Genomic DNA, 16,375 nt, shown 5'->3' on the forward strand with positions numbered 1-16,375 from the left:
TATAATATTTTCTACTATAGCTCAAAGGCTCCAGATATAACGGTAAGAAAAAACCTCTGGAACCTTAAAGCTGGCTGTAGACGCATTAAAGTTCTCTAAAGGTTTCTTTACTACCTTCACGTATCCTATTCACCCACGAAGACGGAGACAATACTTCATCATTGCTAACTTCTTTTATAGCATACTTTTCACTCCATATGCCACATCTAGTGAAACTACCTCTCTCTACTGCTTCTTTAAGTTTTACTCCTCCAAAGAGACAGTTTTTTCCTATTTCTTCTCCTATTTTTTGTAATTCAGCCCACATTTCCTTGTTTTCTACTCTCAATTGTACTTGATCATATTTTTTTACATCGTGGTACAATATAATATTTAGCTTACCAATGCTTGTAGGAAATTCTAATATAATAGAGCTTTCATCTGACATATCGATATAGTTTCTTATACCTTCCTTCTCACTTTTAACCTCAACTGCATCATTGCCAATTTTTAAAATATTACTTCCTAATTCTCTCAGTATTTTGGCTACCTCTACCTTGCTATCATCAGAAAATTCTATATACGATGTTGTATTATCTATCTCAACATCTATTAATTCTCCTTCTTGCACAGCACTTTCACCAGCCTTCTCTAGTTCTTCTAGTCTCTTATCTATCTGTGGCTGAACTTCTGGCTGTAGCTCATTATAGATTTCACCTATTAGTTTATTCTGCAATAAAGTATCATGAAAATCTGCACCACTTAGCATTAATTTACGCATTATCTTTTTTCGATCAGTCTTATCAAATTTATGAAAATGTGTACCCAATACTACATACTCTGCAATGCTCCATTCCCCATCGTTATATGCATTTATTCTTGCTCCAGAGGCTAGTACTTGGTCTATAGTTTTGTGCAATTCATTTATGTTCTTTGCCTCTACCACAGCACTCTTAAACCAGCTCAACTTTTCACTTTCGCTTGCACTTGGCTTTATTTTTTGCAAAGATGAAGCAAATGGGTTTAACATTTCCGGATAATCTGCTTGATCGCTCACAGGTTTTGTGCCATATATGTAATCAAGTCCTTTTCCGTAGTTGATTTTGTTTTCGCGAACGTTTTTGCTAGGAAAAGGCACCTCTCCAAGCTTTTTAGCCTTATTAATTTTGCTTACAAAGCTATTACAACTAAGACCACTTAATATTCCCGACTTATCGCTTGTAGAAGTGAGTTGCTGGCTAGTACGACCAATTCCTACAATAGCATTTAACATCTCACCTTTTGATAATTTATCAAGATCAACGTTTAACTCATAGATGCCTCCTTCCTTATCACCAAAAGGTACAATTATTTTATTAACCATATTAGCCTCCGCTATTAAATATACTTTCTAAGTGTATAACGAACTTTATTACTCAGTTGTTATACACTATATTACTTATTATAAATTATAGTGAGTAGATTTGCAAATATTTTCTGCTATAACAATCCACTTTCCTTAAAACTAAAATAGCCCCCACTTGTGATGATAATGTGGTCAAACAATTTAACGCTTACAGTACTACACGCTGCTGCTAGGCTCTTTGTTACTGCTTGATCTTCTTCTGACGGCTCTAAACTTCCTCCAGGGTGGTTGTGTGACATTATTATTAATGTTGCATTTTTTATTAATGCTTTTCTTATAATCTCCTTTATGTACACCGGTGCTTTTTCCATTTCACCAATATAGGATTCTTCTCCAACTAATTGGCGCCTTTTATTCAAGTACAGTATTTTTACACATTCCCTTTCTGAGTGGCCTATACTTACGTTCAAGTACTCTACTAGCCCTTGTAAGTCCATTATTGGCTCTCCCTTGAGCTTTTCTCTCAGTACCCTTTCTAGTGTTTCCTTAACACACATAATCATTGCTACTGCAGAATCAGTTACTCCTTCTATAACTTTCAGATCATCCATTTCTCTACCTAAGATCCTTCCTACTCCTGCATAAGTATGCACCAGATTTTTAGCAATTTCTTGAGCTTGTGGCCTTTCATGTACTGCACTTAGAAATGTTTCCATTATTTCACGATCAAGTAGAGCTTTGCCTTTGCTTTCTAATATTCTGAATTCTATTTCTTCTTTACTTTTATTCATATAATTTACCCTTCACTAACAACAAACTTTTTTTAGATATTTACTGCTGTTTTCTTATCAGCATTGGCATAAAGCCATAGCTTTTGCGTGAAGTCAAATCAATTTTTAAATCTTTTTTACTTATTTTTTCATCAAAAAGTGAAGATATTAATGTATAATGATTTTTTATTTTAAACTTGTTGAATTTCGTCCAAAGAGAGGCCTGTTATTTGCAAAATAATATCGGTAGAAATTCCTTTTTTAACTAAATCTTTTGCAATTTTCATCTTTTCTGCTCTTTTCACTTTCTCTTCGTAAATTTGTATGCCTTCAAGCAGAGATTTTATTAGCACATACCGTAATTCTTGACTCTCAATTTCTTTGTATTCTTCAATTAAATTCGGTAATTCATTTTCCACTTTATCATCTGCATCCTCTGTTAGTTCAAGTAGGTCCATGATATTAATCGATAATGTTTCCGCTATTGCATACAATTTTTCCAGTGGAATAGCCACACGTCCTTGTTCATAGTTGCTTATTTCGTCACGTGTTGTACTCATTTTCTCTGCTAAATCTTTTTGAGTATACCCTCTCACTATCCTCCACTCTTTTATCTTCTTTCCTATTTTGCAGTATATAGAACCAACCTTTTCTTCAACACACTCATCAGCAGAGAGACCTATTGTTTTCGAGACAATATCGATAGAAATTCCTTCTTTAACTAGACCCTTTGCAATTTTTATTCTCTCTGTTTTTTTACTATTTTCTTCACCAACTCGGGCAAATTTGGTTAATAAGCAAAATACCTTACGTAACTCCTGACCGCTAATCTTTTTATATTCTCTTATTAAATTTAGTATCTCTTCTTCTTTATTTTCAAGATAGATTTTCTCATTTGATACAGGAATGAGATCCACAATACTTACTGACAATGCTTCCGCTATAGCGTACAATTTCTCAATCGAAATTTTTCGTGTTCCTTTTTCATATTGTAGTACTATTTGATATGTTACGCCGATTTTTCCCGCTAAATCTTTTTGAGTATATCTCTTCGCTAATCTACGATTTCTTACTTCCTGTCCTATTGCTTTGTAGTCTAAAAAGCTAGAGCAGTTATTCTCTTTTCTCACATCTTATACTTCATAATCAGAAGAACTATTACGTATACTTAATTGGGAACCTTTTTGACAAACTGAATTCATCTCCTTTCAAACAATTTTTCTATATCACTTAGTTTCATTTCTATGTAAGTTGGTCTTCCATGGTTGCATTGCCCAGCATACGGTGTTTCTTCCATTCGTCTCAGTAGCTCATTCATTTCCTCTAACTTCATTTTTCTCCCTGCTCGAATCGATCCATGACACGCGACCGTGGCCAGCATTTTGTTCACCTTATCCTCTATTGGCAACATATCTTCCATTTCTGTTAATCTATCTACTACTTCAATTAGCATCTCTTTTATATCTATTGTTCCCAAGATTGCAGGTATTTCTTTCACCCTTACTTTATCTTCTGATTCTATTTCAATACCAAAACCCATTTCAAAAAGCTTATCTTTATACATTTCAACCATCTCCATTCCTGCTTGGTTTTTAATCTCAACTATTTCAGGAAGAAGAAGCTTTTGCCTTTTTATGCTTGATTTTTGTTTTAAGCACTCATAGATCAACCTCTCATGGGCTGCGTGCTGGTCTACCATAATTAATTTGCCTTTAGCCTCAGCAATAATGTAAGTATTGTAGACCTGACAGCGTGCATATCCTAGAGGATAATCCTCTATAAAATCAATTTGCTCCCTTTCTAGGGCAATAGTCTCCGCTTGTAGTAGGAATCTCTGTGTATCAGTATAGTCAAATGATTCTGACCGTTCTGATAAGCCTTTTTCTCCTGCATTTGGCAAGTTGAATTCTTTCATTAGCTGATTCTCAAAAGGACTTGGCCTCCTTCCGTAAAATTCTTTTTGACCCTTTACTTCTCTGCTTTTTCCATTATTAACACACTCATTATTCCTTTGACTTTCACTAACATCAAAAGGTGAACCACTCAGTTCTTCTCCAATACCTTGACACCTAGATCCATTAATATCACTCACTGAAGAGGTACCTATTCTCATTGACAACGCTTTTATTATCCCTCTTCTCACTATTTCATATATTAACCTTTTATTCTGAAATCTTACTTCTGATTTATTTGGATGCACATTTACATCTACTTGATCGTATGGTATACCTAAGTGCAGCACTGCAAAAGGATACCTCCCACTTGGAATAAAATCTTGATACGCATATCGAATTGCACCAATAAGTAGATTATCCTTGATTGGCCTTCCATTAACAAACGTATAGATCTGAGTTGACTTACCGCGGTTGATAGTTGGTTTGGTGCGACCTGAAAGCCTTCGGTCATATTGTTTAAAAGGAGAGGAATTCATTCAGAAAGAAACTGAAAGGATTCTAAAGCTTATTGAACCAGATGTTTTGCCATCTGAGTCTACGCATCAGTGCGAATTGGGTAACCAGTTGGTGCCGAGCGACGCGGACAATGAACCTCCTCTTGATAAAGAAGATGCTCAATCGTGAGAGAAAGCATAAACTACAAGCATCATGTGGTTGGAGGGCTAGGCTTAGTGGTATGGTGAACGTAAGTGAAGCTTCATAAGTATCGTAACGATTAAAGAGCTAAAGATGCTGATAAGCTCCGACCAAAAGGTAATGTGACATTTTTCATTTCTGGATGTACGCAAATCACCGGTATAGAGAAGCCACCTAACCCACTATTGTATGACAAAAGGAACAGGATAAGCCTGTATTTTCGCCTATATGGCAGGCAACCCGCAAGGAATGCTGATGGATGTGCAGGTAAAGGATAATGGAGAAAGCGAATGCCATTTTGTAACGAAATGGATAGAATTTGTAACATTAATTCGCGTGAAAACGAGCAGACTTCCATTTGGTCCCTCATGACAAGAAACTTTGTTAACCACTTAAGGTAGGAAAGCAGATGATTACAAGTACAACTGTAAGTGTACCTACCAATAACTCCGAAGCATGGAACCAGTTACCCTGGAAGAAATGCCAAAAAGTTGTTATGAGGCTACAGAGGCGTATTGTTAAGGCTGTCCAACAAGGCAGATGGGGTAAGGTGAAAACTTTACAACACCTTCTCACACGCTCTTTTAGCGGCAAAGCTTTGGCGTTTAAGAGAGTAACTGAAAACCAAGGAAAAAACACAGCAGGTGTAGATCGTCAAATATGGTCAACTTGCAACACAAAATTTCAAGGAATAAAGCTATTAAAACAAAGAGGATACAAACCTTCTCCGCTAAAACGGATATACATCAGTAAGTCTAATGGCAAAAGAAGACCTCTTGGAATCCCTACGATAAAAGATAGAGCCATGCAAGCATTATACTTGTTTGCTTTGGAACCGATAGCTGAAACGATCAGTGATCGTCACTCTTATGGTTTTAGACCAAAAAGATCCTGCGCAGACGCTACTGTGGCTTGTCACTTGTTACTGGCAAGCCGTAACCAACTACAATGGATACTCGAAGGTGATATTAAAGGGTGTTTTGATAACATTAACCATGAATGGCTCATGAAGCATATTCCTATGGAGAAGAAAATTCTTCATAGCTGGTTAAAAGCTGGCTTCCTAGAATCAAAAACTCTGTATTCCACAACTGCAGGTACCCCACAAGGTAGTATCATCTCTCCAATACTAGCAAATCTAGCCCTAAATGGACTTGAAAAATCATTGGAAAGTCAATTTGGTAAACTTGGCAGTAAAAGAAGAAGCAAAATCAGAAGTGGAGTAAATGTAATCAGGTACGCAGATGACTTTATCATTTCAGGAATCACACGTGAAGTACTGGAAAATGAAGTAAAACCTCTAGTATCGTCCTTTCTTCAGGAGAGAGGTCTTATCCTTTCCGAAGAGAAAACAAAAATTACATCTATTACAACAGGGTTTGACTTTCTTGGTTGTAATGTACGCAGGTATAATAAGAAGTTAATTATAAAACCTTCAAAAGAAAGTATTAAGAAACTTCTTAATAAAGCACGTACATTGATAAAGGCAAACATAGCGAACACTCAGGCCGTACTAATCAAGTTGCTCAATTCCCTATTAAGGGGATGGGGAAATTACTACAGCCATGTGTGTGCGAAAAGAGCTTTTAACAAAATAGACCATGAAATTATGTGTGCTCTATGGAAATGGGCAAAGAAAAGACATCCTCGTAAAGGATTACGTTGGATAAAGAATCGTTACTTCAAGGTAATGAAACAACGCCAATGGGTCTTTGCTGCACCCATATGCAAGAACAAACCGAAAGAGATAAGGTATTTAAGACTGCTTAGGTTGATTGATATACCTATCAGACGACATGTTAAAATCAGGGCGGATGCAAATCCACTTGACTTAAAATGGAAAAAGTATTTTGATGAAAGAGTGAAACAAACAAAAATGTTAGCAAGCTCTTTCTCAAGAGAAGGTTCTCTACTGTTGGTGTCACCATTAAGAATGATGTTTTCTGAGGAATCATGAAGGACAAGCCGGTTCGAGAAAAGAAGGACTTAGATAAGGGGCTCAAGCGTAGTGTGGGGAAACCTGCATGCTGCGTTTCTAAGGGAGGGAGTAGTAGCAATACTACTTCCTTACCTAACCAGCTCGCTCGTGATAAAGGCTTTGAAAAACGCGCACAACTTTATGCTGCTAAGGCTTACTCAAGACAAGCTGATAAATCTGGTAAATACGTTGATTTAAAGAAGATTTTCTTTATCGCGATTTCAAATTGTACCTTATTCCCTGATAAGCTTGACTATATATCTAGCCATACCATAAGAGATGAAAAAACCAATGAGCATGACTTAAAAGATTTTCAATTTATCTTCATAGAGCTGCCAAAATTTCCTAAGAGTAGAGAAGAACAACTAGAAAGTGTAGTAGACCGTTGGCTATTTTTTTTCAAATATGCAGATGAAACAACGGACGAAGATCTCAGAAAAATTGCGGAAAAATCACCAATAATAAAGCTAGCATATGATGAATTAGATAAGTTTCACTGGAATGAAAAAGATCTAATAACTTATGAAGAAAGAATAATGGATCTGCGCAAAGAAGAAGCCATTCTTGAATACAGACTTGACCTTGCTACTGAAAAAGGCATCCAAATTGGCGAAGAAAGAGGCATCAAAATCGGTAAAGAGGAAGGAAAAATCGAAGGAAAAATCGAAGTCGCAAAAGCAATGCTGGCTAACAATGTTGATGTCAACACTATTGTCAAATTTACTGGCCTTTCTATTAGTGAGATTGAAGAATTAAGTGTGAACGGTTACTAATTAAGAACTTTAATTATCAATCATAAATCACTGAATTTCGCTAGTAAATTTGTTGCCATTGTCCATATTGCACAATTGTATATAAGATATAGTATAACAATAGTGTCCGTTCAGCTAATACCAATTCCCACTGCACAATAAACGGATAGATAACAATGGAAAAAAGCCATACTATTGCCTTTCTTTCTCACTCCACAATTAAATAACTCTACAATATCGCTTATTTGATTCACTAATAATGAGAATTGGTATAACTTTGCTATTTTTCTCTCTAGATTCTTGCAAAGTTCTACAAGATTAACCACATTACCTCACGGTTTCTCTATGATTATTTTTTTAGATTACTTGTTTACCTTATTTGCCGTTCTCCTGAACGAATATACATAAGCTATAAAAACTATCTAATAGCTACCCAAAACCCTTATTTCCCACTCAAGTTCAACATTAAATTTATCCTTTACTGCATCTTTTACTTTGTTGCCAAGGTTTTCCAAGTCAGATGCAGTTGCATTATCGTAATTGAGCAAGAAGTTACAATGTTTCTTAGAGATTCTAGCTCCACCAATATTTAACCTTAGGCAGCCAGATTTATCAATTAACTCCCATGCTCGGTAGTTTTTTGGATTTTTGAATATGCACCCAGCAGTTTTTCCTCTTATTGGCTGGCTTTTATTTTTCCTCTCAATAACTTCCTTTAACCTTTGCAGTATAAGCTCATACTCTGAGTTTACTCCTTTAAACTCAGCTTCAACAAAAATCCAATTTCCTTTTAGGCTATGTCCACGGTAAAAATACCCCATTTCTTCGCTGGAGAACTCATATAGGTTTCCATCCTCTAGATTCACTGCTTTTATGGATTGTACAACACTTGCGATATCACTACCATATGCACCTGCATTCATTTCTATTCCGCCACCAACTGTTCCTGGAATTCCAACTAGAAACTCCAACCCACTAATCTGCTGATTTCCCGCAAAGTGAGCAAGGTTGCTGAGCAGCACAGCTCCCCCAGCTACAATAGAGTTGTTACCCTTACTTTTAATATATGCAAACTCCTTACCTAATTTTACTGTTATTCCTCGAATGCCACTATCTCGCACTATTATGTTGGATGTTGCACCAATAACGCTAACTGGCAGTTCAGTATTTTTAATCAAGTATGTTAAATCTTCAATATCACATGGTTTAAATAATACATCAGCTCGTCCACCAACATTTAACCACGTCGCTTTAGACATTAAGACATCATAACGATAGATTCCACGTACTTTAGGTAAGCTTATAAGCATTTTGATTTCAACTCTAATCCTGCATCCATACCCATTTTCTCCGCATCTTCTATAAATGAAGTGCGCTCAGTGAAGTATATATTTTTTCCACTTGCTAACATACAACGAAGGTGTAGCATATTTTCGCTCACATATTCAGCCAAAGCTGCAAGTGGTGTAAAACATGAACCATTCACTGTCTTCATAAAACTGCGCTCTGATTTCACTCCTATAAAAGACATATTATTATTAATTTTCTCTAAAAGATCGATAATTTTTACATCATTCCTTCTACATTGAATACAAACCGCCCCCTGCCCCACTGCACTTAACATAACTTTTGGTGGCAATACCTCTGTAATCAAGTGATGTTTTTCTAATCTTATGAGTCCTGCTTCAGCTAGAATTATTCCATCAAAACTTTGATTTTGCAATCTGGTTGTTACATTTCCACGTAGCGGTACTATATTTAAATCTGGTCTAACATTTAACAACTGAACTTTTCTTCTTATTGAAGAAGTGGCAATAGTAGCCTGCTGTGGCAAAGACTCAAGGCTATTGTGTTTATGAGAAATAAACGCATCGCATGAACTTAGCCTTTCTAAAACACAAGGAATTGTTAAACCCCCTGAGAAAAACGCAGGCATATCTTTTAGCGAATGAACTGCCATGTCTATATTATTTTCGAGCAATTCAGTCTCAATTTCTTTAATGAATAATCCTTTGCCTCCTATTTCAGCAAGATTTGCGTTTGCATACTTATCTCCAGAAGTTTTTATTTTAACAATTTCAATAGATAAGTTAGGAAAAGAATCCAGCAACTTTTGTTTTGCTTCCAAAGCCTGGGCAACTGCAAGCTTGCTTCCTCTGGTACCTATTTTGACTAGCATGTGTACGATTGTTTGTCTGATGTCATTCAAGTAGCTGACTACTTGGATCCAGTTTATATAAACCTTTGCATTTATTGTACTTTAACTTAAAACCAAAAGCAACTTTGACTTTACAAAATAATAACCTTTTATATGCATAAATAAGCTTACTGGATTCTAGTACTTGCATGACAAGGTATAAACCTTATCGTCATACCACCGCGAACCGTCATACCGTCACGGTATCTCTAGATCCCGCTAACACGTAGCGGGATGACGAATTATTTAACCGTCATACCGCGATTCATTCGCGGTATCTCTAGATCCCGCTAACAAGCAGCGGGATGACGGTTGTCGTTTAGCTATAAATATTAAAAAATTTACCAAGCGAAAAAAAAGGCAAAAGAAGCCCCATGGTGGTTGGCTATTTACTATGTACTAAAATATCGGCGTTTTTTTTATTCTAAAACGCTTGATTAAGAGCGATTTAGCTGCTTTTAACTTGCAACTAACCTACACCGCAAGTGTTTAAGAAATTTACCAAGCAGGAAAAAAGGCAAAGAAACCCCGTAGTAGCTAGCATTCAAATTCTCCCTTGTCAATTTGACGTTTTTTGCTGTCTTAAACGCTTTGTAAGCGCGTTTCGGCTTATATAGGTAAAAACCTAAAAATTTTTAAAGACATGCGATGCACGTAGTGCGAAAAATTAAACATGAGACGCCAAATACCCTAAGTTTTTTGTCATTAACCTGCACAGATTGCGAAGATAAATAAATAGCTTCAGTTTCATGATAGGGGGGATGGCAAAGCTTGTCAAGGAATTTTTATGGCCTAGCGTCACGTGCTGGAATGACATTTGGGAATATGTTATCCGTTTGTCACTTCTAAATGATAAGAGCCTCAATGAATTTATTAGTTTATTACATGTCTCTTTTCATGTATAAATCTATAGAAAGTTTTATACGGAAGTTGTTTTATGAGCAAAATTATAGAAATCAGAGCACCAAAAACTCTTGGTGGTGAATCAGTTACAGAAGGTATAGTAAAAATAAAGAAGGGTATTGGAGAAGCAGTAAAAGTAGATGACTTGATCTTTGAAATTGAAACTGACAAAACAGCACTCGAATTAACTGCAGAAGCTTCAGGGCAAATAACTGAATTTCTTATAAAAGAAGATGATGTAATAAGTCCTGATCAATTGTTAGCGAAGCTTTCCATGGGAGAAGTAAAAGAGGAAGCGAGAAAAGAAGATAAAAGCGAAAGTGCTGCTAAAAAAGATGCTCCATCAGCTCGTAAAATTATGGAAGAAAATGCAATCAGTGCAGAAAGCGTCAAAGGAACTGGCATGGGAGGCAGAATAACAAAAGCAGATGTGATAGGCCATATGAACAAAGCTGAACAACCTGCAATAAAACAATATGAATTGCCAAAAAGTGTAGTAAATGGAGAGCAAAGAGAGGAACGAGTAAAAATGAGCAAAATAAGGCAAGTAATTGCCGCTCGTTTGAAAGCATCGCAAAATACTGCTGCAATACTGACCACGTTCAATGAAATTGACATGAAGAATGTCATGGATCTAAGAGCAAAATATAAGGACGCCTTTGAAAAAAAATATGGAATAAAACTTGGTTTTATGTCGTTTTTTATAAAGGCAGCGGTGCAAGCATTGAAAGAAATTGCTGAAATTAACGCTGAAATCTCAGGCGATGAAATCATATATAAACATTACTATGACGTAGGTGTTGCTGTTGGCACCGATAAAGGTCTTGTTGTACCAGTTATTCGGGGTGCCGATCAGATGTCATTTGCAGAAATTGAGTTGACTTTAGTTGCTCTTGGCAAAAAAGCTCGTGAGGGTAAATTACAAGTATCAGAAATGGAAGGTGCAACATTTACCATCTCAAACGGTGGAGTATACGGTTCACTTCTTTCCACTCCGATAATAAACCCTCCGCAATCTGGAATACTTGGAATGCATTCAATACAAAACAGGCCAGTTGCTGTTGGTAATGCAGTAGAAATCAGACCTATGATGTACATTGCTCTCTCTTACGATCACAGAATAGTTGACGGCAAAGGAGCAGTAACTTTCCTCGTTAAAATAAAAAATTATATAGAAGATCCAAATAGATTAGTTTTGGAAGTGTAGCTCAAATGAATTGTTGTTAATCCAGTATTGCTAAAAACCTAAATGTCATCTAGTTCTGCCAGCAGTTTAGCAACTTCCGGATGATCAGGGCCATAATGTTTCTCAAAAATAGGCAAGGCCTGTTCAAGCAATTCCTCTTGTTTCTTGTGATCGCCCAAAGCGCCATAGGCAATACCAAGATTTGCCAGTAGTTTGGCAACTTGAACATGACCAGAGCCATAATGTTTCTCAAAAATAGGTAAAGCTCGTTCAAACAACTCTTTTGCTTTCTGATGATCGCCAAAAGTGCCATAAACGATACCGAGGGTTGCCAGTAATTTAACAACTTCAAAATGGTCGAGGCCGTAATGTTTCTTTCGAATTGCTAGAGCCTGTTCAAGCAACTCTTTTGCCTTCTGGGGATTACCTAAAACCCTATAAGAATTACCGAGGTTTGCCAGTGTTCTAGCAACTTCAAAATGGTCAGGCCTGTAATGTTTCTTTTTGATTGCTAAAGCCCGTTCAAGTAACTCCTTTTGTTTTTTATAGTCACCTAAATCCACATGAGAGATACCAAGGTTTGTCAGAGTAATAGCGACTTCAAAATGATCAGAGTTGTAATATTTTTCTTTAATTGTTAAGGCCTGTTCAAGCAGCTCCTTTTCTTTCTGAGGATCACCCAAAGCACCACAAGCGATACCAAGGTTTGCTAGTAGTTTAGCAACTTCAAAATGATCATAGCCATAATATTCCTTAAAGATAGGTAAAGCCCGTTCAAGCAACTCTTTTTCTTCCTGAGGATCACCTAAAGCCCTATAAGCGGTGCCTAAACTTATTAGTGTTCTAGCAACCTCAGGATGACCAGTGCCATAATGTTTCTCAAAAGTAAGTAAAGCTCGCACAAGTAAAGCCTTTTGTTTCTGAGGATCACCTAAAGCACCATAAACGTTACCTAAGTTTGCCAGTGTTCTAGCAACTTCAGAGTGATCGGAACCACAATGTTTCTCTTGAATTGCTAAAGCTCGTTCAAGCAATTCCTTTTGTTTCTTATAATTGCCTAAATACCCGTAAGCGTTACCTAGGTTTGCCAGCAGTTTAGCAACTTCGAAATGATCAGGGCTATAATGTGTCTTCAAGATAGGTAAAGCCCGTTCAAGCAACTCTTTTTCTTTCTGAGGATCACCTAAAGCACCATAAGCAATGCCAAGGTTTGCTAATGTAATAGCAGCTTGAAAATGATCAGAGCCATAATGTTTCTTGATGATAGGTAAAACCCGTTCAAGCGACTTCTTTTGTCTTCTAGGATCTAAATCAAAATATCCATCGCCTATCCATATTAACAAATTTACAAGATAATCCTTTTCTATTGTTTGTTTTTCTGAAGGATTTTTTGTTAGCCAATTATCTACATGTGATAAGAACGCTTCTAAATGCGGCAATAATTGTCGTTTCTTAGCATAATCTTCTAATTTATCACTGCCGTAAGGAAAGCTTTCTTCCAGTAACTCAAAAGTCTTTTTCACAACTTTGTTTTTGCCTTGTTTTTCTAACTCTATTCTTGTTACTTGCTGTACTAACCTGTGGATATTGACTGAGCTTTGCTCTTCTCCTGAGTTGATCATTGAATATTGTTTAAGTAGTTGGATAGCATCACCTAACTTTTCTTCATTGCGTTCTACCCCTAAAAACATTTTTGCAGGAATGTTGTCAGGAGCAATATAGGCAATGATATCCAAGATTTCTTTGGCTTGCTGACCATACTCTGGGTTATCTTTGATTTTATCAATAGTAATTCTCCAGGTTATAAAAGTTGTCTTGGTGTAGCTATTGTCGCTGTCTTTAGGAAACTTAAAATCAAGTAATTTTTCTGCTTCCTCTTTGTATCTCTTTAAATAATCACTAATTTCAAACTTCAAGCCTACATTCTTTAATGCTATATCCCTTTCTTTTATGTATGCAACTGCCTGCTGCAAAGCTAAAGGAAAATGCTGTAATGTTTCTGCCAAATTCTTTATTTCATTTTCTTGTGAACCATCTTTTATACCTAATGCTTTTCTAATAAAGTCTATTGATTCTGGTTCAGTAAATGCACCCAATGTTAATGATTTTATATCTCCCCATTTCTGATTACGAGAGGTAATCAAAACACTAGGTTTATTATCATCAGATGATAAAAAGTGGGACGGTAAGAATTGACTAATACCAGCATCTTGACCTTCACTTCTATATTCTTCTGCATTATCGAAAACAAAGAGACTTTTTCTCTTGGCGAAAAAAGCGTATATGTCTCTTACAATAGATTCAATATCCCTATCTTCTGTAGGAATGCCTAAAGGATCTCTAGCTAACCTGAGAAAAGACTGCACCATGGTTTCATGGGTTTCAGCTTTTATCCATATAATATTGTTGTCATAATCTTTACTGTGTTCTTCAATATATTTTTTGGCCAGCTCAGTCTTACCTATTCCTCCCAACCCACTAATAGAAACCAGTTGCGATATTACTGTGGCTACACCTTGACTTTTTTGTATTAATTTGTGTAGTTCTCGTAATTCTTCTGTCCTTCCAGTGAACGATCCTACTGGATTTCTCACCTCAAATCGAAAGCCTCCTAAGAGGTTGTCCAGAAACAAGTAAATTCAAGCATATTCCCTCTTTAACATAACCCTACTCATAGCTAGGTATATGAAATTCTCAGTGGATGTTGTGAGTAAATCATACTCCTTCGATAGCCTTCTATTCCTATTAACCCAAGCAAAAGTCCTTTCTACAACCCATCTTCTTGGCTGTACTTTAAACCCTTGTTCTCTTGTTGGTAGTAGCTCAGGTGGCGTATCTTTGTGCACCCAAAATCTACATGGAGGCCTTTTAACAATTTCAATATCTATGTCATATTCTTCCTTTATGTGATTCTTTAAATTTCTTCCTTGGTATCCCATGTCAGCCCACATTTTTTTAACTTTAGTATATTTTGTTCTCATATTGTTTAATGCTATTTTAATACCATCTCTATCATTTTCGTTAGCAGCGCCTACGTAACAACCTAGTATAAAACCCTGAGTGTCTGTAATTATATGCCTTTTCTACCCTTTACTTTTTTACTTCCATCATAGCCTTTGATCCCCCCTTTTCTGTAGTCTTTACAGATTGACTATCTACTATACAGGCACTCGGCTGCTCATTCCTTCCTATTTTTCTTCTACTATATTTTGTAATTTCATAATTCATTTTCTCAAAAATTCCCTGCTTCTTCCATTGCCTGAACTGCTCATACACAGTCTTCGATAGCGGAAAATCATTTGGTAAATACCGCCATTGACACCCTGTACGCAATACATAGAAAATTGCTTCTAATATTTCTTTTTTGCTATACTTTGGCAGCCTTCCTCCTTTCTTGTATGATACTCTGAAGTGTTTTTCTATTCTTGCCCATTCCCTTTCGCTTAGATCTGTTGGATACTTTTTTCTCATCTTTACCCCGTACTAAAATTTCAGATATTATAGCCTTTTACTTGTTTCCGGACAACCTCTAAGATTTCTTCTTTCATCTTGCGAAAGAATTCTCTTCCGTCTTCATGTGTAAGAAAACGTCTCCCTTTTTCTTTCAACCAATCTAGCATTTTTTCTTGGAAGCGAGCGTAAACATTCTGTCTATCAATATCATTAAATTGCTCGCCTAGCTCACTTTTGATAATATCCGCTAGTTTTATTTCATTGGGCTGATTTACTGCAAATACTAACTTATCAAAAAATTCTTTTATATTGTCTTCCAACCTACCTTCATTCATCATTCGTCCAAATTCACGTTGCCACGTCTGATTTCTTTCCAATTTCCTTTTTGAGTTCTGATCTGGCTTGTTTTGGAGTTTTTTTATCTCCTCTTCTAATTCTTCCATCGCTTCTTCTACAGCACTTTCAAATGCTGGTTGCACTACTGAAATCATGTTATTGTGAATATAAGAGAACTTATATCTAGTGCCACCATCTTTAAAAAAGACATCACTAGTGTCGATTACTTCAACTAAAATTTCTATTTCCTCGTTTGGTCCTAAAGTTTTTACCCTCAACTTCTTCACTGTGTTTCGTGCTGTGCTTTGATCCAGATCAAAATCGATATTAGTACAGATAATAAAATCTTTCAGGTTACCATCTGCAAAATCTTGATTATTTTTGATCTTTAGGTAAGAAACAAAATACTTTGCTAATCCAAACTCACCACTTTTATCTTTTGTAAGTAAGTTCCCTACTCCAATTTTCTTGTTATCTTCATCTTGTGTGTGTTTAGCCTGCAAAAAACGGTATACTTTCTTACTACCTTGGGTACATTCAAATACTAAATCATCGAATTTTCTGGCCTCTTCTATTTCTGTACCTAAGCGAAAAGAGTGCTGATAGAGCACTCCTCGATGCAAAAATAGCATCAATACCTTTAGCTGGTAGATATTACCGTGCATAACTAGTTACCTCATACAGGCTGCTATAAATTTGTTTGATCTAGAATTAAAGATTACCAAACACCTAAAATAATGCAATAGAGTCTTTATGTGTTGATAGAAAGGCCTTCGAGGGTAGGAATTGCCTGGCAAACTCTTAATTCTTGATTAAAAAAAGACTTTCCAAAGACTCCCCAAATCTAATATGTAATTGCTGTAGGCTGCATTTAGTAATATAATC

The 16,375-nt window shown here is 36.3% G+C and carries 13 protein-coding genes and 2 pseudogenes; 5 read left to right on the forward strand and 10 right to left on the reverse strand.

The genetic code is table 11. The annotated features are described in order from the left end of the window. Window positions 1-85 precede the first annotated feature (85 nt). From ABL518_RS05040 to mutL, 4 genes and pseudogenes are all read right to left on the reverse strand, one after another. Window positions 86-1,342, reverse strand: a complete 1,257-nt coding sequence (locus ABL518_RS05040; protein ID WP_010082270.1) for a hypothetical protein — start codon at window positions 1,340-1,342, stop codon at window positions 86-88. A 116-nt stretch (window positions 1,343-1,458) separates the two neighbouring features. Then, window positions 1,459-2,115 (reverse strand): RadC family protein, encoded by a 657-nt coding sequence (locus tag ABL518_RS05045; RefSeq protein WP_010082269.1) that lies wholly within the window; start codon window positions 2,113-2,115, stop codon window positions 1,459-1,461. 170 nt (window positions 2,116-2,285) lie between these two features. Further along, a complete protein-coding gene (locus ABL518_RS05050; protein ID WP_190321206.1) occupies window positions 2,286-3,224 on the reverse strand; it encodes a helix-turn-helix domain-containing protein in 939 nt (312 codons plus the stop codon). 68 nt (window positions 3,225-3,292) lie between these two features. Further along, window positions 3,293-4,474 (reverse strand): annotated as a pseudogene (gene mutL, locus ABL518_RS05055) (DNA mismatch repair endonuclease MutL); the annotation flags it as partial. On the opposite strand from mutL, the gene ABL518_RS05060 reads away from it, so the two are divergent. The 4 genes from ABL518_RS05060 (at window position 4,461) to ABL518_RS05075 (ending at window position 7,436) form a co-directional block, all read left to right on the forward strand. Beyond that, window positions 4,461-4,673 (forward strand): hypothetical protein, encoded by a 213-nt coding sequence (locus ABL518_RS05060; protein ID WP_223823088.1) that lies wholly within the window; start codon window positions 4,461-4,463, stop codon window positions 4,671-4,673. The pseudogene mutL and the gene ABL518_RS05060 overlap by 14 nt on opposite strands. Before the next feature lie 240 nt (window positions 4,674-4,913). Beyond that, complete coding sequence (locus tag ABL518_RS05065) at window positions 4,914-5,057, forward strand: hypothetical protein (RefSeq protein ID WP_173862902.1); 144 nt, start codon at window positions 4,914-4,916, stop codon at window positions 5,055-5,057. A 37-nt stretch (window positions 5,058-5,094) separates the two neighbouring features. Then, entirely contained in the window at window positions 5,095-6,642 is a 1,548-nt protein-coding gene (gene ltrA, locus ABL518_RS05070; RefSeq protein ID WP_010082015.1) for a group II intron reverse transcriptase/maturase, read from the forward strand. Then, entirely contained in the window at window positions 6,639-7,436 is a 798-nt protein-coding gene (locus ABL518_RS05075; protein WP_095742704.1) for an Rpn family recombination-promoting nuclease/putative transposase, read from the forward strand. The genes ltrA and ABL518_RS05075 overlap by 4 nt, the downstream gene beginning before the upstream one ends. 110 nt (window positions 7,437-7,546) lie before the next feature. Here ABL518_RS05075 and ABL518_RS05080 read toward each other — a convergent pair whose 3' ends face one another. The 3 genes from ABL518_RS05080 to hemC all read right to left on the reverse strand — a co-directional run bounded on the left by ABL518_RS05080 (window position 7,547) and on the right by hemC (window position 9,594). Then, the gene (locus tag ABL518_RS05080; RefSeq protein ID WP_244263355.1) at window positions 7,547-7,741 is read right to left on the reverse strand and encodes a hypothetical protein; all 195 of its coding nucleotides are present in this window, start codon (window positions 7,739-7,741) and stop codon (window positions 7,547-7,549) included. A 96-nt stretch (window positions 7,742-7,837) separates the two neighbouring features. Continuing rightward, window positions 7,838-8,725 (reverse strand): UDP-N-acetylmuramate dehydrogenase, encoded by an 888-nt coding sequence (gene murB, locus ABL518_RS05085; RefSeq protein WP_010082163.1) that lies wholly within the window; start codon window positions 8,723-8,725, stop codon window positions 7,838-7,840. Beyond that, window positions 8,716-9,594: a hydroxymethylbilane synthase gene (hemC, locus tag ABL518_RS05090; protein ID WP_010962666.1), complete on the reverse strand. Its 879-nt coding sequence runs from the start codon at window positions 9,592-9,594 to the stop codon at window positions 8,716-8,718. The genes murB and hemC overlap by 10 nt, the downstream gene beginning before the upstream one ends. Window positions 9,595-10,549: 955 nt before the next feature. Here hemC and odhB point away from each other — a divergent pair. Then, entirely contained in the window at window positions 10,550-11,722 is a 1,173-nt protein-coding gene (gene odhB / locus ABL518_RS05095; protein WP_010962667.1) for a 2-oxoglutarate dehydrogenase complex dihydrolipoyllysine-residue succinyltransferase, read from the forward strand. A 38-nt stretch (window positions 11,723-11,760) separates the two neighbouring features. Here the strand turns inward: odhB and ABL518_RS05100 are convergent, their stop codons facing one another. From ABL518_RS05100 to ABL518_RS05110, 3 genes and pseudogenes are all read right to left on the reverse strand, one after another. Continuing rightward, entirely contained in the window at window positions 11,761-14,295 is a 2,535-nt protein-coding gene (locus ABL518_RS05100; RefSeq protein ID WP_348994368.1) for a tetratricopeptide repeat protein, read from the reverse strand. A 45-nt stretch (window positions 14,296-14,340) separates the two neighbouring features. After that, a pseudogene (locus ABL518_RS05105) lies at window positions 14,341-15,172 on the reverse strand (IS5-like element ISWpi1 family transposase). A gap of 20 nt (window positions 15,173-15,192) precedes the next feature. Beyond that, window positions 15,193-16,155: a hypothetical protein gene (locus tag ABL518_RS05110; protein ID WP_095742706.1), complete on the reverse strand. Its 963-nt coding sequence runs from the start codon at window positions 16,153-16,155 to the stop codon at window positions 15,193-15,195. Window positions 16,156-16,375: the final 220 nt, after the last annotated feature.

The organism is Wolbachia endosymbiont of Drosophila willistoni (assembly GCF_040084705.1).
In the GTDB taxonomy this organism is placed as follows: domain Bacteria; phylum Pseudomonadota; class Alphaproteobacteria; order Rickettsiales; family Anaplasmataceae; genus Wolbachia; species Wolbachia pipientis.

Bases quoted from the DNA above. Each gene is read 5' to 3' on its own strand.
- ABL518_RS05040 (WP_010082270.1), bottom strand. From the start codon at position 1,342: ATGGTTAATAAAATAATTGTACCTTTTGGTGATAAGGAAGGAGGCATC.
- ABL518_RS05045 (WP_010082269.1), bottom strand. From the start codon at position 2,115: ATGAATAAAAGTAAAGAAGAAATAGAATTCAGAATATTAGAAAGCAAA.
- ABL518_RS05065 (WP_173862902.1), top strand. From the start codon at position 4,914: ATGGCAGGCAACCCGCAAGGAATGCTGATGGATGTGCAGGTAAAGGAT.
- ltrA (WP_010082015.1), top strand. From the start codon at position 5,095: ATGATTACAAGTACAACTGTAAGTGTACCTACCAATAACTCCGAAGCA.
- ABL518_RS05075 (WP_095742704.1), top strand. From the start codon at position 6,639: ATGAAGGACAAGCCGGTTCGAGAAAAGAAGGACTTAGATAAGGGGCTC.
- murB (WP_010082163.1), bottom strand. From the start codon at position 8,725: ATGCTTATAAGCTTACCTAAAGTACGTGGAATCTATCGTTATGATGTC.
- hemC (WP_010962666.1), bottom strand. From the start codon at position 9,594: ATGCTAGTCAAAATAGGTACCAGAGGAAGCAAGCTTGCAGTTGCCCAG.
- odhB (WP_010962667.1), top strand. From the start codon at position 10,550: ATGAGCAAAATTATAGAAATCAGAGCACCAAAAACTCTTGGTGGTGAA.
- ABL518_RS05110 (WP_095742706.1), bottom strand. From the start codon at position 16,155: ATGCACGGTAATATCTACCAGCTAAAGGTATTGATGCTATTTTTGCAT.